Source organism: Streptomyces spongiicola (assembly GCF_003122365.1).
Taxonomy (GTDB): domain Bacteria; phylum Actinomycetota; class Actinomycetes; order Streptomycetales; family Streptomycetaceae; genus Streptomyces; species Streptomyces spongiicola.
In genome coordinates this window covers 1,481,013-1,506,357 of the sequence record NZ_CP029254.1, presented here as the reverse complement: position 1 = coordinate 1,506,357, position 25,345 = coordinate 1,481,013, and the positions used below count along the sequence as shown (strand labels likewise).

22 protein-coding genes and 2 tRNA genes are annotated in these 25,345 nt (G+C 72.3%); 18 read left to right on the top strand and 6 right to left on the bottom strand.

Translation table 11 applies throughout. From position 1 onward, the window contains the following. The first annotated feature begins 128 nt into the window (after positions 1-128). The 8 genes from DDQ41_RS06560 to DDQ41_RS06530 all read left to right on the top strand — a co-directional run bounded on the left by DDQ41_RS06560 (position 129) and on the right by DDQ41_RS06530 (position 9,745). A complete protein-coding gene (locus tag DDQ41_RS06560; protein WP_109293629.1) occupies positions 129-1,628 on the top strand; it encodes a bifunctional cytidylyltransferase/SDR family oxidoreductase in 1,500 nt (499 codons plus the stop codon). Positions 1,629-1,811: 183 nt separating this feature from the next. Then, positions 1,812-3,938, top strand: coding sequence for a hypothetical protein (locus DDQ41_RS06555; protein WP_373995429.1), 2,127 nt, complete (start codon positions 1,812-1,814; stop codon positions 3,936-3,938). A 100-nt stretch (positions 3,939-4,038) separates the two neighbouring features. Then, positions 4,039-4,701, top strand: coding sequence for a hypothetical protein (locus DDQ41_RS32280; protein WP_262508373.1), 663 nt, complete (start codon positions 4,039-4,041; stop codon positions 4,699-4,701). Continuing rightward, positions 4,598-5,680, top strand: a complete 1,083-nt coding sequence (proB, locus tag DDQ41_RS06550) for a glutamate 5-kinase (RefSeq protein WP_262508646.1) — start codon at positions 4,598-4,600, stop codon at positions 5,678-5,680. The genes DDQ41_RS32280 and proB overlap by 104 nt, the downstream gene beginning before the upstream one ends. A 144-nt stretch (positions 5,681-5,824) precedes the next feature. Then, positions 5,825-6,391 (top strand): hypothetical protein, encoded by a 567-nt coding sequence (locus DDQ41_RS06545; RefSeq protein ID WP_245990986.1) that lies wholly within the window; start codon positions 5,825-5,827, stop codon positions 6,389-6,391. 214 nt (positions 6,392-6,605) lie between these two features. Further along, positions 6,606-7,889 carry a glutamate-5-semialdehyde dehydrogenase gene (locus tag DDQ41_RS06540; RefSeq protein WP_109293625.1) on the top strand — a complete coding sequence of 428 codons (1,284 nt, stop codon included), beginning with the start codon at positions 6,606-6,608 and terminating at the stop codon, positions 7,887-7,889. Positions 7,890-7,955: 66 nt separating this feature from the next. Further along, positions 7,956-8,567 carry an SCO2584 family spore wall biosynthesis protein gene (locus DDQ41_RS06535; RefSeq protein WP_109293624.1) on the top strand — a complete coding sequence of 204 codons (612 nt, stop codon included), beginning with the start codon at positions 7,956-7,958 and terminating at the stop codon, positions 8,565-8,567. A gap of 77 nt (positions 8,568-8,644) precedes the next feature. Then, entirely contained in the window at positions 8,645-9,745 is a 1,101-nt protein-coding gene (locus DDQ41_RS06530; protein WP_109293623.1) for an SCO2583 family membrane protein, read from the top strand. Here DDQ41_RS06530 and DDQ41_RS06525 read toward each other — a convergent pair. Further along, on the bottom strand, positions 9,730-10,854 hold the full coding sequence (locus DDQ41_RS06525) for a M48 family metallopeptidase (RefSeq protein ID WP_109293622.1): 1,125 nt from the start codon (positions 10,852-10,854) through the stop codon (positions 9,730-9,732). The genes DDQ41_RS06530 and DDQ41_RS06525 overlap by 16 nt on opposite strands. Before the next feature lie 284 nt (positions 10,855-11,138). On the opposite strand from DDQ41_RS06525, the gene DDQ41_RS31620 reads away from it, so the two are divergent. The 8 genes from DDQ41_RS31620 to DDQ41_RS06490 all read left to right on the top strand — a co-directional run bounded on the left by DDQ41_RS31620 (position 11,139) and on the right by DDQ41_RS06490 (position 16,770). Next, positions 11,139-11,300: a hypothetical protein gene (locus DDQ41_RS31620; RefSeq protein WP_167450240.1), complete on the top strand. Its 162-nt coding sequence runs from the start codon at positions 11,139-11,141 to the stop codon at positions 11,298-11,300. 38 nt (positions 11,301-11,338) lie between these two features. Continuing rightward, positions 11,339-11,956: a nicotinate-nucleotide adenylyltransferase gene (gene nadD / locus DDQ41_RS06520; RefSeq protein ID WP_109293621.1), complete on the top strand. Its 618-nt coding sequence runs from the start codon at positions 11,339-11,341 to the stop codon at positions 11,954-11,956. Between the two features lie 22 nt (positions 11,957-11,978). Next, positions 11,979-13,817 (top strand): LCP family protein, encoded by a 1,839-nt coding sequence (locus DDQ41_RS06515; protein WP_109293620.1) that lies wholly within the window; start codon positions 11,979-11,981, stop codon positions 13,815-13,817. Between the two features lie 177 nt (positions 13,818-13,994). Then, entirely contained in the window at positions 13,995-14,435 is a 441-nt protein-coding gene (rsfS, locus tag DDQ41_RS06510) for a ribosome silencing factor (protein WP_109293619.1), read from the top strand. Further along, positions 14,432-15,091: a histidine phosphatase family protein gene (locus DDQ41_RS06505; RefSeq protein WP_373995437.1), complete on the top strand. Its 660-nt coding sequence runs from the start codon at positions 14,432-14,434 to the stop codon at positions 15,089-15,091. Before rsfS ends, DDQ41_RS06505 begins: the two co-directional genes overlap by 4 nt. A 340-nt stretch (positions 15,092-15,431) precedes the next feature. Beyond that, positions 15,432-15,504, top strand: a tRNA-Ala gene (locus DDQ41_RS06500). Between the two features lie 399 nt (positions 15,505-15,903). Continuing rightward, entirely contained in the window at positions 15,904-16,137 is a 234-nt protein-coding gene (locus DDQ41_RS06495) for a hypothetical protein (protein WP_109297576.1), read from the top strand. Positions 16,138-16,697: 560 nt separating this feature from the next. Next, positions 16,698-16,770, top strand: a tRNA-Ala gene (locus DDQ41_RS06490). A gap of 241 nt (positions 16,771-17,011) precedes the next feature. Here the strand turns inward: DDQ41_RS06490 and DDQ41_RS06485 are convergent. Then, positions 17,012-18,700 carry a hypothetical protein gene (locus DDQ41_RS06485; RefSeq protein ID WP_109293617.1) on the bottom strand — a complete coding sequence of 563 codons (1,689 nt, stop codon included), beginning with the start codon at positions 18,698-18,700 and terminating at the stop codon, positions 17,012-17,014. Positions 18,701-18,750: 50 nt separating this feature from the next. Further along, positions 18,751-19,671, bottom strand: a complete 921-nt coding sequence (locus DDQ41_RS06480) for a hypothetical protein (protein ID WP_109293616.1) — start codon at positions 19,669-19,671, stop codon at positions 18,751-18,753. Between the two features lie 72 nt (positions 19,672-19,743). Here DDQ41_RS06480 and DDQ41_RS06475 point away from each other — a divergent pair, with 72 nt between their 5' ends. Next, complete coding sequence (locus tag DDQ41_RS06475) at positions 19,744-20,043, top strand: helix-turn-helix transcriptional regulator (protein ID WP_109293615.1); 300 nt, start codon at positions 19,744-19,746, stop codon at positions 20,041-20,043. Positions 20,044-20,242: 199 nt separating this feature from the next. Here DDQ41_RS06475 and DDQ41_RS06470 read toward each other — a convergent pair whose 3' ends face one another. Then, a complete protein-coding gene (locus tag DDQ41_RS06470) occupies positions 20,243-20,779 on the bottom strand; it encodes a hypothetical protein (protein WP_162602623.1) in 537 nt (178 codons plus the stop codon). 157 nt (positions 20,780-20,936) lie between these two features. Here DDQ41_RS06470 and DDQ41_RS06465 point away from each other — a divergent pair, with 157 nt between their 5' ends. Continuing rightward, a complete protein-coding gene (locus DDQ41_RS06465; RefSeq protein ID WP_109293613.1) occupies positions 20,937-21,563 on the top strand; it encodes a DNA topoisomerase subunit B in 627 nt (208 codons plus the stop codon). Between the two features lie 174 nt (positions 21,564-21,737). Here the strand turns inward: DDQ41_RS06465 and DDQ41_RS06460 are convergent, their stop codons facing one another. Beyond that, positions 21,738-23,324: an NADH-quinone oxidoreductase subunit NuoF family protein gene (locus DDQ41_RS06460; protein WP_109293612.1), complete on the bottom strand. Its 1,587-nt coding sequence runs from the start codon at positions 23,322-23,324 to the stop codon at positions 21,738-21,740. Next, the gene (locus DDQ41_RS06455) at positions 23,321-24,937 is read right to left on the bottom strand and encodes a hypothetical protein (protein ID WP_262508372.1); all 1,617 of its coding nucleotides are present in this window, start codon (positions 24,935-24,937) and stop codon (positions 23,321-23,323) included. The genes DDQ41_RS06460 and DDQ41_RS06455 overlap by 4 nt, the downstream gene beginning before the upstream one ends. Positions 24,938-25,345: the final 408 nt, after the last annotated feature.

Below are 25,345 nucleotides of genomic sequence, written 5' to 3'. Positions count from 1 at the left end.
TCCCTGACCACCGGGTGAACGCGGGCTTTCCGGGCGGTGTGGAGCCCTTGCGGAGCGCCTTGCGGGACGGTCACGCAGAGTGCGACCATCACACCGTCCCCAGTTCATCGCAAGGTAGAGGTCCGTCTGTGTCCGTGCCGCACGAAGCCAAGCCCCGCACCACCGCAGTCGTGCTCGCCGGTGGTACCGGCCAGCGTGTGGGACTCGCGATCCCCAAGCAGCTGCTGAAGATCGCCGGCAAGGCCGTCATCGAGCACACGCTGACGATCTTCGAACAGGCCGAAGCGATCGACGATGTGATCGTGCTGATGGCGCCGGGTTTCGTCCCCGACGTGGAGAAGATCATCGCCAAGGCGGGGCTGACCAAGGTGCGCCGGGTCATCGAGGGCGGCGCGACCCGGAACGAGACCACCGAGCGGGCGATCGCCGCCCTCGGCGAGGGCCTCGCCGAGGGCGAGGACGCCAACGTCCTCTTCCATGACGCGGTGCGTCCGCTTCTGTCACAGCGAGTGATCGCGGACTGTGTGAGGGCCCTGGAGCGCTACCACGCCGTGGACGTGGCCATCCCCTCCGCCGACACCATCATCGTGACCCGCACGCACGGGGAGGACGGCGAGTTCATCACCGACGTCCCGGACCGCTCCCGGCTGCGCCGCGGCCAGACCCCGCAGGCGTTCAAGCTCTCGACGATCCGCCGGGCGTACCAGATCGCCGCGGGCGACCCCAACTTCCAGGCGACCGACGACTGCAGCGTCGTCCTCAAGTACCTCCCCGACGTGCCGATCCACGTCGTCGCGGGTGACGAGTACAACATGAAGGTGACGCAGCCGGTCGACGTCTTCATCGCCGACAAGCTGTTCCAGCTCGCCTCCACCGCGGCGCCCCGCCAGGCCGGTGAGGCCGCCTACCGCGAGCTGCTGGCCGGCCGGACCCTGGTCGTCTTCGGCGGCTCGTACGGCATCGGCGCCGACATCGCCGCCCTCGCCGAGGAGTACGGCGCGAACGTCTACGCGCTGGGCCGCTCCACCACCGGCACCCATGTGGAGAACCCGGAGCACGTCGACGACGCCCTCTCCAAGGCGTACGCGGAGACCGGACGCGTCGACTACGTCATCAACACCGCGGGCGTGCTGCGCATCGGCAAGCTCGCCGAGACCGACAACGCGACCATTCAGGAAGCGCTGAACGTCAATTACCTGGCGCCCGTCCAGATCGCCCGTGCCTCGTACAAGTACTTGGCGGAGAGCAAGGGGCAGCTGCTTCTCTACACCTCGTCCAGCTACACCCGGGGCCGCGCCGAATACAGCCTCTACTCGTCGACCAAGGCGGCTATGGTGAATCTCACCCAGGCCCTCTCCGACGAATGGGCGGCCGACGGGATCCGGGTGAATTGCGTCAACCCCGAGCGCACGGCCACACCGATGCGCACCAAGGCGTTCGGCCGGGAGCCGGCCGGTTCGCTGCTGTCCTCCGAGGCCGTGGCCCGGACCTCGCTGGACGTGCTGCTTTCCGAGCTGACCGGCCATGTCATCGACGTACGGCAACAGGACCCGACCCGCGGGGCAGGCGAGGCCTCCGGATTCGAGCAGGCCCTGGCGTCCGTGCTGGACCGACAGGCAGATGTGTAATACTCCTCCGTCAATGATCTGATTCGGGCCTCTGGGATCGCCGCCGCGATCCCCAGAGGCCCGAGTTCGTGAGGACCCGCCCTCACAATTTTCCCCAATGTGAATCAAGCGGCACTTAACGGCACTCAACGGCACTTTCGGAGCAGGTTCTACGTGATTTCGACCGCCATTCGCCTGGCACGTGTGGGCAGCAGGTCAGAGCTGGCCGCCGCGGTCCTGATGGGCCTGGGCTATCCCTGCGTGGTGATCGCCGCGCTGATCCCGGACATCTGGATGTTCGCGGCGGCCGCGGCCGTGACCTACGCCGCCGACTGGTACCTGCACCAGCGCGGCAGCTACCTGGTCAACCGCCTCAACAAGGTCCGGGCCGGTCTGCCGATCCGCTTCATGCTCCGCCAGCTGCTGCTGATCCTGCTGCTCGCCCGCACGGGCCTCGCCGAGGGACCGCTGTTCTACGCCGCCGTCGCGTTCTTCCTGCTCTTCTACGGCCTCCAGGCCCCGCACGGAGCCCTCACCACCCTGATCCGGCTGCGCCGGACCATGCCGGTCGTCACCCGCAACGTCGACCTCCACGCCGTGCGCATCCCGGACGCCCCGCCGCGCGCCCTGCTGCGGCGCTCCGGCGAGAAGATGCTGCACCTCGACATCCCCGCGATGGCGGGCGTCGTCGTCGCGGCCGCCACCGGGCACGACGCCGTCGGCTACGCCGGCACCGCCCTGAGCATCGCCCTCGCCCTCGGCTACACCGCGGCACTCGTGCCCTACCTCCGCCGCAGGCGCCGGGTGCCCTCCGGGCCCGCCGTACTCAAGGCCGTCCAGAAGTGGCTCGACGAGTACCAGCCCACCGTGGCGCTGTACTTCTCCGGCTCCGAGGACTCCGCCTACCAGGTCAACATGTGGCTCGAGACCATGGAGCAGCTCGAGGGGCGGCCGATCGTCGTCATGCGCGAGCGGGGCCTCGTCGCGAAGCTCAACCAGACCTCCGTACCGGTGCTGTGCATCCCGGGCGGCCAGCACCTCATGACGACGACGTTCGACTCGGTCCGGGTCGCGCTCTATCCGGCCAACGTCGGCAAGAACATCCACATGCTGCGCGTCCCGACCATGAAGCACGTCTTCATCGGCCACGGCGACAGCGACAAGCTCGCCAGCGTCAACCCCTTCTCCAAGGTGTACGACGAGGTGTGGACCGCGGGCCGGGCCGGCCGCGACCGCTATGCGATCGCCGACGTCGGCGTCCGCGACGACGACATCGTCGAGGTGGGCCGCCCGCAGCTGGCCCCCATCCGGCCCTGGACCGGCACACCGAAGAACCCCGTCCCCACCGTCCTGTACGCACCCACCTGGGAGGGCTGGGACAACAACCCCGGCAACACCTCCCTGCTGCTCGCGGGCGAGAACATCGTCCGGCGGCTGCTCGAGGCGGAGCACCCGGTGCGCCTGATCTACAAGCCGCACCCCTTCACCGGAATCCGCAACAAGAAGGCCCTCGCCGCCCACGAGCGGATCACGGCGATGGTGCGGAAGGCCGCCGCAGAGCGCGCCGCCGACCCGCGCTGGGCCGGAGAGGCCGCCGCCGCGCAGGGCGAACAGGCCGCCGCCCGCGCCTCGCTGGCCCGGATCGAGGCCCGGCTCGCGGCGCTCACCAAGCCCGGCCGCGCCGGCGGCGACGAGGCCGAGGAGTCCCGTGTCTCCCTCGCCGACCCCGAGCGCCTGGCCGAGATCAAGAACCTGCGGGCGGAGTGGAACGCCGCCTACTGGCGCTCCTTCGGGTGGTGGGAGCACGCCGTCGTCACCGGCTCCCGGCCCGCGCTGTACGACTGCTTCAACGAGTCCGACGCCATGGTCTCCGACATCTCCAGTGTCGTCTCGGACTTCATCGCCAGCGGCAAGCCGTACGCGGTGACCGACTCGGCGGAACTCGGCGAGGAGGAGTTCAGGCGCCAGAACACCGCGGTCCGCGCGGCGGTCGTCCTCTCCAACGGCGCGGGGGAGGTCGACCGGCTGCTGGCGGCCGTCGCCGACCCGGCGGCCGACACCCTCTCGGGCGCGCGCGCCGAGCTGAGGAAGTACCTCCTCGGGCCGGACGAGCCCTCGTCGATCGAGCAGTTCGACGCCGCGGTGCGCGCCCTCGCGGCCAAGGCCGAGGCACGCAACACCGGGGTGCGGCAGCGCGTCGGGGAGCAGGCCATCGGCGAACTCGACCGGGAGTCGGACGCCGGCGGGCCGGGTGCCGAAGCCGAGGGCAACGGCGCCGGCGCCGGCGTCGGCGGGACCGACGGTGCGGGGGCGGCCGCCGCGGCCCGCTGACCCGCCGGCCGCTGTCCCGCCGGCCGCTGTCCCGCCGGCCCGCGGACAAGGACGCCTACACCCCGATGGTCGCCGTGGCCGCCGAGTCCGAGGCGAAGGCGTGCTCGGCTCCGACTTCCCCGAGCAGCAACTGCTGTCGCTGGGCTCCTGGCAGGTGACCGTCGACGGCGTGAACGTGCTGGGCATCCTGCGGGCCACCAACACCCTGCTCGTCGTGGCCTGCGGCCTGTGGGTGGGCAGGCTGCTGGGGCGCCTCGACGACCGGCTGCGCCTGGTGGCCGGGGTGGTGGTCTTCACCGCCGGCTATATCGCGTGGGCGCTCGGCGACAACGCCTGGCTGATGATCGCGGCGGCCGTCGTGGTCACCCTGGGGGAGCTGTCCCGCCGGCCGCTGTCCCGCCGGCCCGGGCGCCTGCCCGGCCTCCCCGCGAGGCGGCCTCCCCGCGAGGCGGCTCGCGGGCCGGCCGGCGGCGCGGCCCGGGGACGCGGCCCGGGGAGGGCGGACGGACGCCCCGCCCGTTTCCCGCCCCGCCCGCTTCCGGCCAAGGCCGGATGCCTGTCCGGCCGCCGGAACGAAGGCGCGCCGACGGCCGCGCCTGGCATAGATTCGGCACGTGACAGTGGCAAGGCAGTATGTGACGGAAGCACGCAGAGTCGTCGTGAAGGTGGGCTCGTCCTCACTCACCACGGCCTCCGGGGGACTCGACGCCGACCGGGTGGACGCCCTCGTGGACGTGCTCGCCAAGGTCCGCAGCGGCGGTGAGAAGGAGATAGTGCTCGTCTCCAGCGGAGCCATCGCCGCCGGGCTCGCGCCGCTCGGGCTGGCCCGCCGGCCCAGGGACCTGGCCCGTCAGCAGGCGGCCGCCAGCGTCGGCCAGGGCCTGCTGGTCGCCCGCTACACCGCCTCCTTCGCCCGCTACGGCGTCCGCGTCGGGCAGGTGCTCCTCACCACCGACGACACCAGCCGCCGCGCCCACTACCGCAACGCCTACCGCACCCTCGACCAGTTGCTCGCCATGGGCGCCGTCCCCGTCGTCAACGAGAACGACACCGTCGCCACGGACGAGATCCGCTTCGGGGACAACGACCGGCTCGCCGCCCTCGTCGCGCACCTCGTCCGCGCCGACCTGCTGGTCCTGCTCTCCGACGTGGACGGCCTCTACGACGGCGACCCGGGCAGGCCCGGCACCTCCCGGATCGCGGAGGTCGGCGGGCCCGCCGACCTTGCCGGGGTGGAGATCGGCTCCGCGGGCAGGGCCGGAGTCGGTACCGGCGGCATGGTCACCAAGGTGGAGGCGGCCCGGATCGCCGCGGCGGCCGGCGTCCCGGTCGTCCTCACCTCCGCCTCCCGTGCCGCCGACGCCCTCGCCGGACGGGACACCGGCACCTACTTCCGCCGAACCGGTCGGCGGTCCGCCGACCGGCTGCTGTGGCTCGCCCACGCCTCCACCCCGCAGGGCGCGCTCACCCTCGACGACGGGGCCGTGAGGGCGGTGGTGGAGGGCCGCAAGTCACTGCTGCCCGCGGGAATCGCAGCGGTCGACGGCGAGTTCACGGCCGGGGACCCGGTGGAGCTGCGGGACGCCGGAGGCCGGGCCGTCGCCCGGGGCCTGGTGAACTACGACTCCAGGGAACTCCCCCTCCTCCTCGGCCGCTCCACCCGCGACCTGGCCAGGGAACTCGGTCCCGCCTACGAGCGGGAGGTCGTACACAGGGACGACCTCGTCGTCCTGAACCCCTGACATCACCCTGAAACGGCTGAAAGTCCGGCCCTCCGGCAGGGACCTTCATCAAAACCGCCCCACCACCGGCCCCGGACTGGTCAACTTTGTCAGAGGGGTTGAAGGCGGGGTTCGGCACCACGACGCATCGAAAGGAGGCCGCCGGTGAGACGAGCGCGCCCAGGGGCGGCGCCCCGTGGGACACGGGCAACCACCCACGCCCGCAGGTCCGTTGGGGAGCAGCGCGCCCTGAGCAGTGTGGACGCGGGCCCCGATCTCGAACGGCCCGCGGACCTCGGCGCCCGGGACGGCCTCACCCGGGCCGACGGGCTCCACCTGAGGGAACGCCAGGCAGCCGAGGACGCCGAGCCGCACGCCGGCGAGCGGGCCGTGTCCCGGCTGTGGCACATCACCCTTTGCGTCTCGGGCGCGCAGACGCCGCTGCAGGACGTCAGACGCGGGCTGGAGCAGCTCGCCCACGACCATCCGTTCCTGCTCACCAGCCGGTACGCCGGCGACCACGCCGAGATCCGCTACTGGGAAGAGGCCCGGGACCTGCACGACGCCGCCGCGGTAGCCCTGCGGCTGTGGGGTGAGCACCGGTCCACTGCCAGGCTGCCGCCGTGGGAGATCGTCGGCCTGGAGGTCATCGACCGCGAGACCTACCACCAGCGCATCGCCGAGGGGTACGGGCTGCCCCCGGCCACACCCGTCGGCGTTCACCCCTTCTGACGACGGCGGCCACCGGGGCCCCGCGCCGGGACCTGCCACCGGACCTGCCACCGGGACCTCGTGCCGGTCGGCGGGACCGGCCGGTGGAACCGGTGTCCGGGCCCGGGGCGGCCGCCCCCGGGGAAGGCCCCTCCCGTACCGGCGCCCGGTCCGCCGCGTCTCGCAGTGCGGAATACCCGGGGGATGTCCGCGGCGTGCGCATTACCCTGCGGGCATGACCTCGCTCTCGCCGTACGACAACCTGACCCCGGTCGTCCGGGCCGCCTACCGGGCCCGCGCCGCGGCCGCCGACATCGCGCCACTTCCGCGTGCGGTCAAGGACGACGCCCTGCTGGCGATCGCCGACGCCCTCGAGGTGCGGACCGGCGAGATCGTCGAGGCCAACGCCGAGGACATCGCCCGCGCCCGGGAGGCCGGCACCAGCGAGGCCATCGTCGACCGGCTCACCCTGACCCCGGAGCGGGTGCGGGCCATCGCCGCGGACGTCCGGCACGTCGCCGCGCTGCCCGACCCGGTCGGTGAGGTCGTCCGCGGGTCGACCCTCCCCAACGGGATCGACCTGCGCCAGGTCCGCGTCCCCCTCGGCGTCGTCGGCATCATCTACGAGGCGCGGCCGAACGTGACGGTGGACGCCGCCGCGCTGTGCCTGAAGTCCGGCAACGCCGTGCTGCTCCGCGGCTCCTCCTCCGCGTACTCCTCGAACACCGCCCTGGTGAGGGTGGTGCGGGATGCCGTCGGCGGCTCCGGGCTGCCCGCGGACGCCGTGCAGCTGGTCCCCGGTGAGAGCCGCGACTCCGTGAGGGAGCTGATGCGCGCCCGCGGTCTCGTCGACGTCCTCATCCCCCGCGGCGGGGCCTCCCTGATCCGGACCGTGGTCGAGGAGTCCACCGTCCCGGTCATCGAGACCGGCACCGGCAACTGCCATGTCTACGTCGACGCCCAGGCCGACCTCGACATGGCCGTCGACATCCTGGTCAACTCCAAGGCCCAGCGGCCGAGCGTCTGCAACGCCGCGGAGACCCTCCTGGTCCACCGGGACATCGCAGGGGCCTTTCTGCCCCGGGCCCTTCAGGCCCTCGCCGAGGCCGGCGTCACCGTCCACGCGGACGAGCGCACCCTCGCGCTCGCCGAGGGCTCCAAGGCCACGGTGGTGCCCGCCACGGACGAGGACTGGGAGACCGAGTACCTGTCCTACGACATCGCCGCGGCCGTGGTGGACTCCCTGGACAAGGCCGTGGAGCACATCCGCCTGTGGTCCTCCGGGCACACCGAGGCCATCGTCACCACGTCCCAGGCGGCGGCCCGGCGCTTCACCCGGCTGGTGGACTCCACGACGGTGGCCGTGAACGCGTCCACCCGCTTCACCGACGGCGGTCAGTTCGGTTTCGGCGCCGAGATCGGCATCTCCACGCAGAAGCTGCACGCCCGCGGCCCGATGGGCCTGCCCGAGCTGACCTCGACCAAGTACATCGTGACGGGGGACGGTCACACCCGGTGACGGGCGGGTGCGGTCGGATGCCCGCACTCCCTGACGAAATCCCAGACCCAGGTCTACCCTGAAGACGTGCCGGACGACGTGGGGGGCAGGCCGTTCCCGGACGGCCGGGAGCCCGACGACGACCGCGGAGGCGCGGACCAGGACTTCGCCTCCGTGGTGTTCGACGAGGAATTCGTCCGGGCCGCGGAGATCCACGAACCGAGCGCCGTGGAGCGGCTGCTCGCCGCCGCACAGGCCCGTGCCGAGGCGGAGGCGGCTCGCGCCCGGTCGGGCCTCGCCCCCACGGACGACGAGTTCCATGACGACGGCCGTGGCCCGTCCGGCGAGTACGGCCGGGAACGCGGCCCCGGCGAGTCCGACCCCGAAGGCCTCGACGGCTACGCCGACCCCTACGGGCCGCACGGCGGCGCGCTGCGGCCCTACCGGGGCTCCGCCCGCTGGCACCGTCCGGTCGCCTGGGTCCTCGCCGTGGTGATGGGCGTCGGCATGGTGGCCCTGGCCTTCACGGCCGTGTACCGGGGAGCGTCGGCCGGCCGCCAGGACCCCCCGCCCACACCGACCACCACCACCGGCGTCGACGCGCCCGCCAGAGGCACCGTCCCGGACCGTGGAGCGAGTCCCGCCGCGTCGGCCGAGTACTCCGCGCCCCCCGTCTCCGCGGTCCCCCGCACGCCCTGACCCGGCCGGTCCCGGCGAACGCGCCACGGCGTCCGGCGCCGCGTTCACGCGGACGCCCGCAGACCTACCCTGAAGACATGGCAGGGCGTGGAGACCCACCTGAGGGGACACCCGAGGGGCTCCCCGGCGGAAACGACGACGAGTACCGGTCCGTCGTCTTCGACGAATCGTTCGTCCGTGCTGCCCGCCTCCAGGAGTTCTCGGCCCGGGAGCGGATGGGGGACCACGCCACTGCCGTCCGCAGCCGACCCGGACGGGGACTGCGCAGCGGGCCCAGGCACTTCCTGGTGCTGGTGCTGCTGATCGCCATGGCCTTCGGTGCCGCCCTCTACACGGGCGTGCGCCACCCCTACCGCCCGCCGGAGGGCCGGCCCGTCCAGGCGCTGCGGAGCACCGTCGTCCCGCTCGCCCCCGAGGGGACCGTGGCGGGCGGCGACCCGGCCGGTCTGTTCGCCCGCAGCCCCGCGGCGGATTTCCGCACCGGAGCCGCCGGCATCACCCTTCCGGCCGTACGGCACACCAGGAACTTCTCGGACGACCAGGTGATGACCGCGCTGACCATCGCCAAGGACTATCTGGTGGGGTCATCCGTCGACCCCGCGGTCCTCGGCCAGGGCGCCGTACGGCCGGTGCGGGTGCTGCTCGACCCGGACCAGCTGGACCAGTTCGACCGGTCGATGAACGAACCCGAGGACGACGGCCGCCACGCGGCGACCGGCTGGCTCGTCCGCTTCGACCCGGATCGTGTCGCGATGGCCGCCCCGGAGGTACGGGTCCGCGGCTCACTGGCCTTCGCCGAGGCCGGCCCCGACGCGCTGGAGGTGACCACGGACCACACCTTCGCCTACACGGTGCGTCCCGCCGGGGCGGGAGGGGGCGCGACCGCCGCCCCTGACGGCCGGACCGCGGACGGCGCCTCCCTTTTCACCGTGCGGCGTCAGCTGCACTTCCGCTTCGACCGCGGCGACCTGCGCGCTCACCGGGCCGAGCTGCTGTTCAGCTACACGCAGGCGGGCCCGATGTCCTGCTCGGCCGACGCGGCCGCCGTGATGCAGCCGCTGCTGGCGGGCCGGCGGGCTACCGGCAGGGGACCGGCCGGGACCGACCCGTACGAATCCGGTCGTGCCGCGGCGGCGGTCTGCGGGACCCTCTCGAGCGGCGGTCAGCCCCCGCGCTGACCCGTCGTCTCCGGGCCGTCGTCCCCCCGGCCGGTCCCCGCGTCCTTCGGGCCGCTTCCGTCGCCACCCCCGCGGCTGCCGCCGGACGCGGCCGAGGCGAACCTGTCGCGCAGCCGGCCGCCCAGGTCGCCCGCGCCGCCCGCTATGTCCCCCACCAGCTTCATCAGCGGATCCCTGCTGCCCCGCACCGAGTCCGCGTAGTGCGAGGCGGACTCACGGAACGAGTCGGTGACGGAGGTGTCCTCGTCCTCCGTGCGCCGCGGGTAGTGGCCGTCGACGATCCGCTGGTAGTCACGGCTCTCCGCCCACTTCTTCAGCTCGGCGGCGCGCACGGTCGTGAACGGATGCGTCCTCGGCAGCATGTTGAGGATCTTCAGCACCGAGTCCCGCAGGTCGCCCCCGGCCTCGTACTCCTCGGCCTGCTCCAGGAAGGAGTCCACGTGCATCTCGTGCAGATGGTTGCCGCCCGCGATCTTCATCAGACCGCGCATCGAGGCCTGCAGATCCTGGCCCACCAGGAGCCCGGCCCGGTCCGCGGACAGCTCCGACTTGCGGAACCACTCCCGCAGCGCGGTCACGATCGCCATGACGGCCATGTTGCCCAGCGGGATCCAGGCCACCTTGACCGCGAGACCGGTGAGGAAGAGCAGGACGGTGCGGTAGACGGAGTGGCCGGACAGGGCGTGCCCCACCTCGTGGCCCACGACCGCCCGCATCTCCTCCTCGTCGAGCAGCTCCACCAGGCCGGTGGTGACCGTGATGATCGGCTCGTCCAGGCCGATGCACATGGCGTTCGGCTTCGGGTCCTGTGTGACGTACATCTGCGGGACCTTCTCCAGGTCCAGGATGTAGCAGGCGTCGCGCAGCATCGTGTGCAGGTGCGCGAACTGGGTCTCGCTCACCCGCACCGAGTCGGACAGGAAGAGCAGCCGCAGGCTGCGCTCCGGCAGCAGCCCGCTCAGCGCCTTGAACACCGTGTCGAACCCGCTCAGCCTGCGCAGGGCGACCAGCGCCGAACGGTCCGCCGGGTGCTCGTACGCCCGCGAGGAGATGCCCGGGAAGCGCGTGCGGCGCCTGCCCGGCACGTTCTCGGAACTGCGGTCGGTCATGGTGCCCCCTTGGTTCTCGACGCGTCCTGCCGTCGTCAGGGGTCGTGCCCCGTCCCCCTGACAGACCCCACACTAGGCGCTGCCGTCGCGATGCGGCGGGGGCTGTGGACAACTCCGCCGGGGCCCGGTTCCCCTCGGCGGCGCCCGCCCGGTGGACACCGCACTCGGCCGCGGACCGGGCCGGCGAACCGGCAACACCGAGTCGGCGTGAGCGTGCCCGGAGGGCACGCATACGATGTGCCCGAAGTCTCCGCTCCGACTCCGATCGATAGGGCCCGCAGAAGATGAGTCTCGCCAGCACCGCCGCCACCCTGGTCACTCTCGCCGAGGACGCCGAGCACGGTGGCGGCCACCAAAGCCTCAGCCCCTACCTCACCGGTTTCGGCTCGCTGGGCGCGCTGCTCCTGCTGCTGTGGATCACCACCCGCTTCAACCGCGACCGCTGAGCCGGATCCGAACGGCCGTGCCAGTAGGCTCTGCACGCATGGGACAGCAGGAAGTGCCTACGACCGGCCGCGGCAAGCGCCGACTCGGCGTCATGGGCGGGACGTTCGACCCGATCCACCATGGACACCTGGTGGCCGCCAGCGAGGTGGCGGCCCTGTTCCACCTCGACGAGGTGGTGTTCGTACCGACCGGACAGCCGTGGCAGAAGGGCCACAAGGCGGTGTCGCCTGCTGAGGACCGCTATCTGATGACGGTCATCGCCACGGCTTCCAACCCGCAGTTCTCCGTCAGCCGCATCGACATCGACCGCGGCGGGCCGACCTACACCATCGACACCCTCCGGGACCTGCGGGCACTCAACACGGACTCGGACCTCTTCTTCATCACCGGGGCCGACGCGCTGTCCCAGATCCTCACCTGGCGGGACGCGGAGGAGCTGTTCTCCCTCGCGCACTTCATCGGCGTGACCCGGCCGGGTCACGACCTGACTGACGACGGGCTCCCCAAGGGCGGCGTCTCCCTGGTGGAGGTGCCCGCGCTGGCGATCTCGTCCACCGACTGCCGCGCGAGGGTCGCGCAGGGCGATCCGGTCTGGTATCTGGTGCCGGACGGTGTGGTGCGCTACATCGACAAGCGCCAGTTGTACCGCGGCTAGTGAGCCACGGAGAGGGGCACCGGTGAACGACCAGCAGCACCCGTACGACCCGTACGACGCGTACCACCCGCAGCAGCCGCGGATCGTCGGCTACGACGAGTACGGGCAGCCGGTCTACCAGTACCCCCCGCAAACCCAGCACGACCCGCAGTACCCCGGTTACGACGCGTACGGCCGGTACTCCCCGGGCCCGCACGAGCCGCAGCACGAGCACCCGCCGTCCCAGGCGTCCCAGGAGTACGGCTACGACCCCCACGCCTACCCCTACCCCCAGCCCGAGCCCCAGCAGCAGGCTCAGACCACACAGCAGCAGCCCGGGCAGCAGATGCGACCGCAGCAGCCGTACGACCCCTACGGCCTGGAGCAACCGCCCCAGGACGGCTACGGATACGGCTACGGTGACCGCGGACCCGGCCACGAGGCGGGCCGGCGGGCTCCGGTCGACACCGGCCGGCAGTGGAGCGTGCCCTCCCAGGAGCAGCCCGCCGCGCCGCAGCGGCCCGGCGAGCACCATGATCCCGCCCCGGCCGAGCCGGACCGGGGCGGCGCGGCCCTGCCCGGTCAGCGCCGTGCCGCCGACGGTGCCGCCGACGGCGACGGTGACGGCGAGTACCGCACCGAGCAGTTCTCCTTCGTCGAGGAGCCGGACGAGACTTCCGAGGACGTCATCGACTGGCTCAAGTTCACCGAGAGCCGCTCCGAGCGCCGCGAGGAGGCCAAACGGCGCGGCCGCAACCGCGTCGTGGCCCTCGCCGCGGTCCTGGCCCTCGCCGTCACGGGCGGCGTCGGCTACCTCTGGTACGCGGGCAAGCTGCCCGGCACCTCGGACGCCGGGGGCGCGCAGACCACCGCGACGGGTCCGCAGCAACGGGACGTGATCGTCCTGCACCTCCACAACACCCGGCAGAAGGGCACGTCGACCGCCCTCCTCGTGGACAACGCCACCACGGGGCAGGGCACCACCGTGCTGCTGCCGAACGCACTCTCCGTCGCCGACGACGAGGGGTCCGCCACCACCCTCGGCAAGTCCGTCGACGAGGACGGCACCACCGGCACGCGCGAGGCCGTCGGCACCCTGCTCGGCACCCGGATCACCGGTACCTGGCGCCTGGACACCCCGTACCTCGAGAACCTCGTCGAGCTGGTCGGCGGTATCGACATCACCACCGACACGGTGGTGCCCGGGGCCCGGAAGGGCGACGCACCCCTGGTGCGGCAGGGCGAGAACCAGACGCTCGACGGGCGCTCGGCCGTCGCCTACGCCACCCACCGCGCCCCTGGAGAGGCCGAGGCCGAGCAGCTGCAGCGGTTCGGCCAGGTCATGTACGGAGTGCTGCGGAAGATGCCGAGCGACGCCGCGTCCGCCACCGTGACCATCGAGACCCTGGCCCAGATCCTCGACCCGTCGCTACCCGAGAAGGACCTCGGGGCGTCGCTCGCCAGGCTCTCCGGGCGCGCCAAGGGGGGCGACTACAAGACCGCGGTGCTGCCCGTCCAGGACGACGGGACGCTCGGCCGGGACGTCGCCGACGGCATGGTGAAGGACGTGCTCGGCGGCCGCGTCAGCGCACCGGAGCAGGGCGCGGCGGTCCGGGTGGCCGTCCGCAACGGCAGCGGCGACGGCGACGCGACCGAGAGCACCAGGATCGTCCTGGTGAACGGCGGATACGCGTTCGTGGACGCAGGCAGTGCGGACCCCGGGCCGTCGACGCGGGTCGTCTACGGTGACGCGGCGCAGAAGCAGAACGCCGTGGAGGTCGCCAAGACCCTGGGCCTGGACGAGAGCGCGGTCGGGAAGGGCGAGGCGGCTTCGAACGCCGACGTGCTGGTCGTTCTCGGCCAGGACCACGACTCCGGGTGAGCCGGCGGAGCTTCCCGGTCGGCACGGCGGAGCGCCGCCCGCGGCCCCGGTGAGCCGGCGGAGCTGCCCGGGGCGGCGCGTCCGCGCGATGCGAGCCGCCCGCGATCGGTTGCCGCGTGGGCTGTCCGTGGTCCGTGAGACCCTGTAAGGGTCCCGACCGCCGACGAAAGCCTGCTTGTGACCGCTACGGACCGTTCCCTCGAGCTCATCGACGTCGCCGCGCAGGCGGCTGCGGACAAGCTCGCGCACGACATCATCGCCTACGACGTCAGCGAGGTGCTGTCGATCACCGACGCGTTCCTCCTCGCCTCCGCCCCGAGCGACCGCCAGGTCAAGTCGATCGTGGACGAGATCGAGGAGAAGCTGCTCAAGGAGCTGGGCGCCAAGCCGGTGCGCCGCGAGGGCGACCGTGACGCGCGCTGGATCCTGCTCGACTACGTCGACGTCGTGGTCCACGTCCAGCACAGCGAGGAGCGGGTCTTCTACGCCCTGGAGCGACTCTGGAAGGACTGCCCGGAGCTTCCGCTGCCCGAGGACGCCGTGCGGACCCGGGGCAAGACCGAGGAGCACGCCGGGCTCACCGGCGACGGCAGCGGATCGGACGGTGAGCTGAGCTGATCCGCAGCGACACCGGCAAGGGCAGAGGCCGCCGCATCGTCCTGTGGCGGCACGGCCAGACCGCCTGGAACCTCGAACGCCGGTTCCAGGGCTCCACGGACATCGGGTTGACCGAGACCGGCGTCAACCAGGCCAGGCGGTCCGCCCGGCTCCTCGCCTCTCTGAAGCCGGACGCGATCATCAGCTCGGATCTCAGCCGGGCGGCGACGACGGCCGACGAACTCGCCTCGATCACCGGCCACGCGGTCACCCGGGACTCCGCACTGCGCGAGACGTACGCGGGTGCGTGGCAGGGGCTGACCCATGAGGAGATCGTCGAGCGCCACGGCGAGGAGTACGCCGCCTGGAAGCGCGGCGAGCCCGTGCGCCGCGGCGGCGGTGAGCTGGAGACCGAGGTCGCCGACCGGGCGGCGCCGGTCGTGCTGCGCCACGCCGGCAAGCTGCCCGACGGCGGCACGCTCGTCGTCGTGAGCCACGGCGGCACCATCCGCACCACGATCGGCCGGCTGCTGGGTCTGGAGGCCCGGCACTGGGAGGGTCTGGGCGGTCTCGCGAACTGCTCCTGGTCGGTACTCGGAGAGGGCGCCAGGGGCTGGCGCCTGCTGGAGCACAATGCGGGCACGCTCCCCGAACCGGTGCTCGGCGACGACGACTGACGGCGGCTGACGGCGACTGACACCGACCGACACCGACCGACGGAGGTTGACACGGCGGCGCAGCGCGGCGGGGCGCGGGGCCACGCGCCCTTACCCCGGGGAGCGCTCGCGGAGTCGTTCGGGGCCCGGCCCGGCCGGGCCCCGAACGACTCCGCGAGCGCTCCGGGACCGCCTCCGGCGGCGCACTGCCTGCCCCGGCAGCGAAACGCCCGGTGCGAGGGTCGACCGGGCCCGGCCCGCCCGGGGCCGGATGGACGGCCCGGGACCGGCCGATTTCACTTTCCGGCTGGTCACAGGCTAAGGTTCTTCTTGTTCGCAGCGCGGAGCGCGAAGGACGCAAGGGGCTATAGCTCAGTTGGTAGAGCGCTTGCATGGCATGCAAGAGGTCAGGAGTTCAATTCTCCTTAGCTCCACAAGAGGCATCATCGGCAGCAGTTTCGCAGGCGCCGTCTGTGTCATCCGTATCCCGTCCCGGCAGGGGCGGGATTTCGCGTTTCCAGGGCGAGTCGAAGTCCCGCACCCGGCAGGCGCGGCGATCTCCGCGACCACGGCGGCGCGGGTTCGCCGACGCCGATGACCCCCTCGCCCCGCCATGGCAGAATCGGGACGGCTGAAGGGGGACGAAGCCTGGACGGGAGGGAGAGGCGATGCCCGGAGGCGGCAACGGGGAAGACGACCGACTCCTCGCTGCCGAAGACCGTGCTCACCTCGGCTGCCCCTCCTGCGGTTCGTCCCGTGTTGTCCAAGTACTCGGCGACAGTGGAGGTATCTCGTACGTGTGCACCGCCTGCGGCCACGGCTGGAGCTGAATGATGGGTGCACACCGGAGGAAGTGCGACTGGTGCGGCAGCGGCACGCCGATCGTCCGGGACATGGACCCGGTCAACCCCGAGTACCAGTACTGGTGCGAGGAGTGCGCGCGTGCGCTGATCATAAAAGGCGACCCCATCGAGACCTACCGTGAACTCGAGGGCGAGCCGATCTACGGACGGCTGCTCGACGAGCACTGCGCGCTCAAACGCTTCTACTCCTTCGCGAGGGCCTGACGCTCCCGCGCGCTCGGCCCCGACGGCCCCGACAGCCCCGGCCGCTTCGGCCGCTTCGGTCCGGCCGGTACCGCGGCGGTGACCGGTGCGCGGCGGCCCGGAGTGTCATCTCGGCATGGCGCAGGGCGGGTTCGGGCCGCTCCGGACCGTGGGGAACCCGGCGCGGCTCGCACGGGCAGTCGTGGCGGGCGGCGCCGGTCGCGGTGTGCCCAGCCGCGCTCCCGTACCGGACGTCCTCGCAGGGCCTGACCATCCGCTCGGTGGACACGCGGTTCGATGCGCGGCGCTCCGGCCGCTCGCTGCGCCGTCCGGAACACCGGGGACGACGGCGGGCGGGCGCGTGAGGCGCCGAGGGCGCGGTTGCCGAGCCGCCGCCCGGCGGCTCGGCAACCGCGGTCAGTACCCGCCTGGCCGCGGCCGCGCCCTTGGCGATCACGGAGGCGGACGTTGCCGCCCGCACCGATGCGTACCGGAAGGGATTTGGTGGACCACCGGGGGAACCGTGTAATGTTCTCCGTGTCGCCGCGGGGGAGACCCCGGAAGGAAGCGGCGGACGGCACGGGGCTATAGCTCAGTTGGTAGAGCGCTTGCATGGCATGCAAGAGGTCAGGAGTTCAATTCTCCTTAGCTCCACAGCGGGACTGTTCTTGAGTTCGCTCAGGAGTGGTTCACGAGATCCCGTCCGATCTAGTCGATTGGGCGGGATCTTGCGGTTTTCGGGGGCGGTTCGGAGGTCGGCCGGGGCTGAGGGGCGGTTCCGGGGCCTGCGGATGGGGCCTTCCGGGGGTGACCGATGCCGTGGAGCGCACGGTGGTGCGGCTGCGGGACCGGGAACGTCTCGTGGCGGTGGTTGGTGTGGCTGTTCACTTGCGGATCATCGTGGTGTGCCGGGTGGGAGGCGTCCGATCGGCCGGGCCGCGGAACGGTCCGGTGGGGTGAGCGGAAGCTCTTCGTAGGCGGTGGCGGGCAGGTGCTCGCCTCGGGTGGTCTGGCAGAAGGCGTCCAAGATTGCCAGGTTCGCGATGGTGATCATGAGCGTGACGAGGAGGGTCTGGGCGACGCGGCCGTGGGCGAGCCGGTTCTTCGGTTCGGAGATGTCGACCTTGTGGCCCTTGAGGATTCCGTTGATCCCCTCGTTCTGAGCCCTGACGACCTTGAAGGTGTCGCGCCAGGTGTCGGTGAGGTAGGGCAGGTCCTGGCGGAACTTGTCCATGGTGCCCAGGTCGCCGGGGTGGATCGTGATCGAGTGCTGGCGGCAGATGTCCGGCGGGGAACCGGCCGCGTGGGGCGGGATGGTCACGGTGGGGCGGGCCGCCGGGTGCGCCTGTGTCTGTCGTGGGTCGGTGAGATCGATGGTGCGTGGCGGAGTGCGGGCGGGTGGTCTGCGCGGGCAGTTGACGGTGGGCGAGGTGCCGGTGGCGGGGCAGGCGAGCCGGATGGCCCCGCCCTCGTCGGGGCCCTGTTTGAGGTGGAGGAAGTACGGCTTGCGGTTGTTGATCTGTGTCTTGGTGAGGTCATCCGGCCGGCGGGCGGTTTTGTCGTCGAGCCGGTGGGTGGCGTTCGCGAGTGCGGGTGGGACGTGGGGGCAGGTGAGGGTGCCGTCGATCATGACGGCGCCGCGGTGGCTGCCCTGGATGCCGCGCTGGTCCTGCTTGTAGTCCAGGGCGAGCCGGTAGCCCAGCTTGCGGGCGGGCAGGGCGAAGGTCTCGGGGCGGGCGTCGGTGTAGAGGCGGTCGACGGCGAGTGTCCCGGCAGGGAGTTGGAGCCTGGTCAGGGGTGTGAGCAGGGTGATCGCGTTAGGGCCGGTGCGGACACCGGGGTAGTCGACGACCAGGCCGAGCGCGATCTGCGCGTCGCGCCCCGAGTGGGGGCGGGAGGCGGCCGCGAGAGCGAGGTGCCCGCTGAGGCCGAAGGTGGGTTCGTTGGAGCCGCCGGAAAAGTGCCAGCCCGCGGTGAGGTCGACGGAGGCCAGGTTGCGTTTGGTGCTGGGCGGCTTGTGCCAGGAGGCCAGGGCGGTGGCGTCGATGCCGACGTCGCCTCGCCAGTGCTTCAGTGCCCCGCAGCGTCGGGCGATCCGGATCGTGTTGGTGATCAGGGCGGTGCAGATCTGCTGCAGCACGGCCCTCTTACGCATGTGTTCGGGATCATTGTCTTCCCAGGCGGCCGCGAAGGTGGCGGCCTCGTCCAGAGGCAGGCGGCGGCGTCGGTCGCAGCGGGCCACATCCAGTGCGGTGGTGACGCGGTCGAAGGCCCGGTAGACGCGGCGGGAGAGGGCCAGCCGGGCCCGGGGGCCGGCGGTTTCGCCGGGCTTGATGCCGAGGCGGCCTTGGGCGGTGGGCGAGAGGCTGAAGGTGAGGATGCGCCAGGCTTCGGCCAGGGTGGCCTTGCCGGTGTAGTGGACGGACAGCAGCAGTCCGGTCAGCACGGTCCGGGGCGCAAGGCCGGCAGGGCCGGGCCGCCCGGACAGTTCGCCGTTGATCAGGTCGAGGGCGCCGGAGCCATCCAGCAGCGCGGCCAGCTGGAAGACCTTCGAGTCCGGGATGCGGGCCGGGGCGTCGGTCACCGGCCGCGGACGGCTGGAGCGGCCGGCCGGATGGTCCGGCGGCGGGGCCCTCACTGCTGGCCTCGCAGCAGGCGGGCCGTCTCGCGGTCGCTGAGCGGGGGCACGAAGTGCTGGTAGCGGGCGAGGGAGGCGGTCGAGGCGAGCCCGGCCGCGGCCGCGATCACTCCGGGGTCGATGCGGCGGCGCATCAGGGAGACGATCCAAGAAGCCCGCAGGCGGCGGGCGTTCAGCTTCGGCAGGGGTGTTGCGGGCCGGTGCTGGTGGGTGAAGGAGGCGATCAGGTTGTCCGGCGGCGGGTCCTTGTGGCCGGGGCGGAACAGGAAGTCGTCCCCGGCCTGTCCCGCGAGCTCGGCGAGGATCTCTTCCCAGCCGGCGTGGGCCACCAGGAGCCGTCCGAGCACCGCGGCGTCGAGTACGCAGGCGCCGGAGCGGGTGCGGCGGATGTCCGTCCCGCGCAGTCGGGCGATTTCTCCCGGTGCGAGTCCCATCCCGTCCGCGAGCGCCATCAGGGCCAGCGCATCCGACCGCGCCCGGGGGCGCAGCTGCCGGGCCCAGGACCGCAAGGCGGCGATCTCTTCGTCCTCATAGGGCGCCGCGGGCGCCGGCGGAGCGGACAACTTCAGCCCCTCCTGCCCGCCATCGTCGAAGACCAGTACCTCTCTCACGCGCCGCAGCCAGGTGCGGTAGGTGCGCAGGGTGCCAGGCTTCAGGCCCGCGCAGCCGGTCAGCACGAACGCGTCGATCGTCTCGTTCTTCAGCCAGGCGGCCGGCTCACGGGCAACCCCCCGCCCCTCTGCCCAGACGGCCAGCCGGGCGACAACGTGCAGCAGGTCCACAACCGAGTAAGGGACACGCTCGACGGTCGCGGTAACCACCGCCTTCACCAGCGGCCCCACCTCAACCCAGCAGGCGGGAGCCTCCCGCGGGGTGTACGCGTCGATGACCGAAGACGTCGCCAGGTCCAGTGCCATGAACCACGAGTAGCGGCAGGACAACCTGCCGCCCAAGTCGCGTACGACATCAACAGACAGGAGCGTGGAAGCATGGTCGGAGGCAGCGCGCGCTCCCGCGCGCCCAGGGAATGCACCCAAGATCCGGAAGCCTGGCCCCACGCGGTCGTCGACGACGTCGCCGCAGCAGTCGTCCAGACCATCGCCCGCCGCCTCGCCGACGCTCTGCGCGAACGCGGTCTGAGCCGCCGCGGTGCCGCTGACCTGCTGGGGGTCAACCGGCAGACCATCGCCGACGTGATCGAGGGCCGCTGCTGGCCCGATGTCGCCACGATCGCCCGCCTGGAGACGGGCCTGAACACCCCGCTGTGGCCCCCGCTTGCGCGCCGGTAGGTGTGCAGACATGCCGCCAAAGCCCTCCCGGCCCGGCCAACAGACTGCAATTCCCGCAGGCCAGAGCCCAGTTACGGCCCGGCGAACCCAACACGGCGCAACAGCACTAACCTGTCGGACGCGCGAGCCTCTTCTTCATGGTCCAGGGCGCTCACGCAACCCCAGGCGCCGCCGGGACGGCCATCCCGACGGCGCCGCCTCACACGTCCCCGCCCGCAGCCTCCACGACCGCACCCGCCGACGCCGGATCCCCGACCCCGGGCGCGATCGCGAACAGCCCCACCTGGTCCTCGGTCAGCCAGCCCTGCTTGACCAGCCGTTTCAGCCTCACCCGCATCCCCTCCACCGGCCGGTGCTCCGTTCCCGCGCCGACCGCCTCGCAGATTTCCCTCGACCGCAGCGGCCGCCCCGCCGACGCCAGCGCGAGCACCACGTCCTCACTCACCCCGGCCAGCACCTCGCCGTCCCCCCGCGTCACCGGCGCCGAGACCACGGCCTGCGGCCTCCTGGCCGCGGCCACCGCCACCGGCGGCAGCCCGGCCGCCGGCTCCCCACCGCCGGCGTCGTCCTCGGCCAGCAGTTCGGCCACCGCCTCCTCGGCAACCGCCCACCGCGACAGCTCCGCTTCCTCGGCGGCGAGCTCCTTCTCCAGCGCGGCGATCCGCGAGCGCAGGTCCTCCACCCTCGCCCGCGACCGTGACGCCCTCGCCCTCAGCCTCTCCAGCAGCGATGCCATCAGCCGCCCCCTTCACCCCAAGGCCGACGCCCGCCAACTCGCAGACAAGGGAGCCAAGTTGGCGGCACTCCCCTCACACTGTAGGAGGTGATCATGGAGTGGGGCAGGCCGGACCCACACATCCCGCGCCCGTGATCACCGGCTCCATACTTCTCGGATGGACACACCAAGGGCTTCCTGGCGCAACACCACGCACGACTGGGCGAGCACCGTCGACCTCGACCACCTTGAACACATCCGCCAAAACCCCGCCGTATTCGCCCCCGGCGGCCTCCGGCACCTGGTTCTCGAAGTCATCGCCTATGCGGCGGACGAGGCCGAGTACAGCAACAGCGGACACTGCCGCATCACGCTCCACTCCGACGGCTCCGTAACCATCGCCGACGACGGACGGGGCACCGACACACGCCTCGACGAACACGGCCAGGCCGTGAAGAAGCCGGTCATGGCGACAAAGGACCTCCGCTTCTTCGACCACCCCGACACGCTCCCACTGCCCGACACCCACCCCCGCCGGGGCATGTCGGTCGTCGCCGCACTCAGCACGTGGCTCGTCCATACCAACCGCCGCCGCAACGGATCCTGGACCCAGCGATACGAACACGGCATCCCCACCACCGACCTGGAACCGATCACCGACGACGGCACGACCGGGACCGCCGTCCATTTCCTCCCCGACGAGCCCCTGCGTACGGCTCACGACTTGACGGCCGACGACCTGGCACGACTCACCGCGGCATGGCCACAGCTCTCCTCCAAAATCGACGACCGGCGCACGGCCTGAGTCATCCCCCACCGCGCGCAACCCCCTGCCGCCGGGCAACGATCTACCCCGCAACGGGCAACGATCTCTGCAACCCTTCCGAACCCCCTGATCAAGCCCACTCAAGAACAGCCCACAGCGGCTCGTCAGAGCACACCAGGAGGGCCATCCGATCGGATGGCCCTCCTTCGTGCGTCAACCCCGGCCGCTGCCGAGGGCCTTGCGGTCACCGCCGGGCGGCAGGGCGGGCTTTCCGCCCCGAGGGGCCGGTGCCTGCTCGATGCGCAGTGCCAGCGCGGGACAACGGCGCACGGCCCGCTGTGCGCGGCCCTGCAGATGCACCGGGACCGCCGCCTCCGCCACGGAGGGGAATCCGTCGGCGCCCATGCGGATCAGCTCCGGCACGATCTCCGCGCAGATCCCGTGGCCCTGGCACAGCGTCCAGTCCACGGCGAGCTTCTCACCGCTCGGGATGGACTCCTGCGTCTCCTGGCCGACGGGGCCGGGCAGCGGCAGCACGCCGACCGTCTCCCGGCCGCAGCCGCCGTGCAGGACGTGCGCGGCCAGGTCGTCCGTGAACGCCGACAGGGTCGAGGCGAAGAACCGGGCGGAGCCGTCGGGGTGCTTGCACGCTCCGCGGCCCTTGACCGCCTGCGTCACTTCGCGCAGCGCCTCCAGGGCGGCCGGCCCGCCGCCGTTGATCACGTCGGAGAGGCCGCCGGCCGCCGCGGGCAGGCCGAGCTTGCACGGTCCGCACTGGCCCGCGGTCTCGGCGGCGAGCCAGTTGGCCACCCGCTGAGCCTCACCCAGCGGGCAGGTCTCCTGGCCGATCGGGAGGATCGCGCCGGCGCCCAGCGCCCCGCCGACATTGGCCAGCGACTCCCGGGAGATCACGGCCTGGTGGGTGGCGGCGGCGTCGATCCAGTTGCCGTGGTAGCCGCCGGTCAGGACGCCCTGGGGAACGGGTGGGGCCCCCGCGAGCTGCAGTACGTACCGCATCGGCACTCCGGTCGGCACCTCGATCACCATGGGACGTGCCACCGCCCCCGAGACCGTGAGCATCACCGTGCCCGGTTCGTTCTCCAGGCCCGTGTGCCCGTATCGGCGGGCCCCGATCCGGGCGGCCACGGCGAGCTGCGCGAACGTCTCCGCGTTGGACAGCAGCGTCGGTGCCCCCGCCACACCGGACTCGGCGGCCCGCTCACGGCGCCCGGGAGGCAGCGCGGGGCCGCCGTTGATGGCCCGGATGATCGCCGAGGCCTCGCCGGAGACCATGCGCTCGGGGTTGCGCTGCACCCGTGCGCGCAGCTGCTGCCCCCGCCGGTCGGACAGTCCGCGCTCGGCCAGCGCCGCCCGGATGGAGACCTCCGTGGAGTTGCGGGTCACCGCGACGATCAGGGTGCGTGCGCCCAGCGCCTCGGCGGCGAGCAGCGCGCCGTCCAGGATCAGATGGGGCGCCCGGTTGACCATCACCGTGTCCTTGCGGCACGCGGGTTCGTCCTCACTGGCGTTGACCACCACCACGGGCCGCACACCGCGCCGGATGGCGGCCTTCGCCACGGCCCGCAGCTTCTGGGCGAACGGGAAGCCCGCGCCGCCGCGGCCGCGCAGGGATATGTTCTCGGCAAGCTGGGCCAGCCGCTCGCCGCTCATGGGTTCGAGCGGGCCGTGCACCTTCAGATGCATGGCCAGGTCGAGGCGCTCGACCAGGTCGAACCCCTGGGTGAGCTGGGGCAGGCCGACGACACGGACCTCTGGGACATCGGGGAGCGGGGCGTTCACGGTCGTTCTCCTGCGGGTGCGTTCCAGGGTTCCCCTGCCGTCGGCGGATACAGCGGTCCGGGCTGCGGCTGGGTCTCGCCGTACGAGTCCCGGTGGGGCTCGGCGGACGGTGGGGTGTCGTAGCCGCCCGGAGTGCCTGCGGTGCCGAACGGGGCCGCCGGATCGAATCCGCCGCCGGAAGGAGCCGCGTACGGCTCGCTGTAGCCGGAGGCAGCGGCCGTGCCGTAGGCCGGGTAGGGGTCACCGGGGTTGCCGGGTGTGCCGGGGATGTCCGGCTCGTTGTGGTCGTTGCGGTTGTTGTGATCGTTGTGGTGGTTGGAAGACGCCGTGGGTGGCTGCGGGAAGGCCTGGGCCGGGGGCGGCGGGGAGGGTGTCGGCCAGCTCGCGGGCCGGGGCGGGGAGTCGTCCGGGACGATCGGCAGCTCCTCGGTCATCGGGACGCGCTCGGCGTACGGCACATCGTCCGAGGAGCGCTGCTGCGGCACCCCCGGCCCTCCGGTGCGCGGGGGCGCGTCACCCGCTCGGGAGACCGCTCGATAGGCGGCGGATATCCCCGTGCCGGGGCCGTCGCCGGACAGCGGTCCGCCGACGGCCGGGCCGTCGGCGGAGAAGGCCCCGGTGGGGAAGGCCCCGGCGGCCGGGGCCGGCTCGTACGGCCGGTCCGGTGCCGTGCCGTGGAGCTGCTGGGTCGCCTCGTACAACTGCGGGGACGGTGCGGCGAGCCTGCGCGGTTCGCCGCGCGGGGCTCCGAGAGGCTGACCCGGAGGCCTCCCCGGCGGGTCGCCCGGGTCGGCGCCGCCGCGCGGGAACTCGCGCTCGAAGCGGGCACGGGGCTGCGCGGGGATGCCGGACGCGCCGGGGAGGGGGGACGACGCCATGTCGCGCGTGCTCTGCTCGGCGGCTCCGGGGACGTCGCCGGCCGTGCCGACCAGGCTCATGATCCGCTCGACGATCTGCCGCTTCACCGGCAGCGGCAGCAGCCGCAGCGACACGGCGGCGGCGACCCCGAGCAGCGCCAGGCTGTACATCACGGTCACCCACGCGTCGGCGGGGCGACCCGCGTAGAGGCCGTGTACGAGAGCGAAGCACCACGCCGGGTACGCCAGCATGTGCAGCGCCCGCCAGCGTCCCGCGAAGCGGCCGTTGCCGGCGAGTGCGCTGCGCGCGGCACCGGTCGAACCGGCGACGACCATCAGCAGTCCGGCGAGCGAGCCGAAGCCGATGAGCCCGGACGTGCCGGTGATGCCGAGGCCGAACGGCACCAGGGCGCCGAGCAGTCCGACGTGGTCGAGCGAGATCTTGACCGTGGCGTGCAGCAGCAGGAAGCCGAGTGAGGCGACGGCGGTGCTTCTGTGGATGGCCTGGGCGAGCAGGCGGTGGCGCGTGGAGAGGAACACGCGGTCGGTGGCGATGAGGCCCCAGGCGACCGACGCGGTCAGGGAGACCAGGGACAGCACACCGGCGGCGAAGTCCAGCGCGGCCCGGAAGGCATCGTTGCCAAGGATGGCGAGCAGCGGGATCAGCACGAGAGCGGCGGCGATCAGTCCGCCCTGTGCCTGGCGGCTCAGGCCCGGTTCACCGGGCGACGAACGGATCTTGCGACGAGGGTTCATGGGGGCTCCGAATGGTGCGGGAAAGCGGTCCCGTCGTCGCACTCTAAGTGGAGTCATACCAATGGGTACGAGTTTTCGAGGTTTAGTGGTCAGCCTGGCCGACAACTGACTCTGAGGTTGCCCCGGATAGGGGTGATACGCCGAGTAACTCGGGCTGTCCGAAACGGTTCTGCACGCCCGGAGGCGACGTACTCCGCGCACCGGGCGGTCCTCCGCCGCCCTCCGGAGGCCGTTTCACGGCAGCGGCGTGGGCCCGGCGGGCCGCGCTTCCGGGGCCTCCGGTTCCGGTTCCGGAACCGGTCGCAGGGCCGTGTCTCCGCTGACTCTCCGCCGTTGCCGGCCGTGCCGAAGGGCGGGCACTCCGCGCGGTGGGAAGACGGCCTGCTGTACCCTGGCGCCATGCGTGCC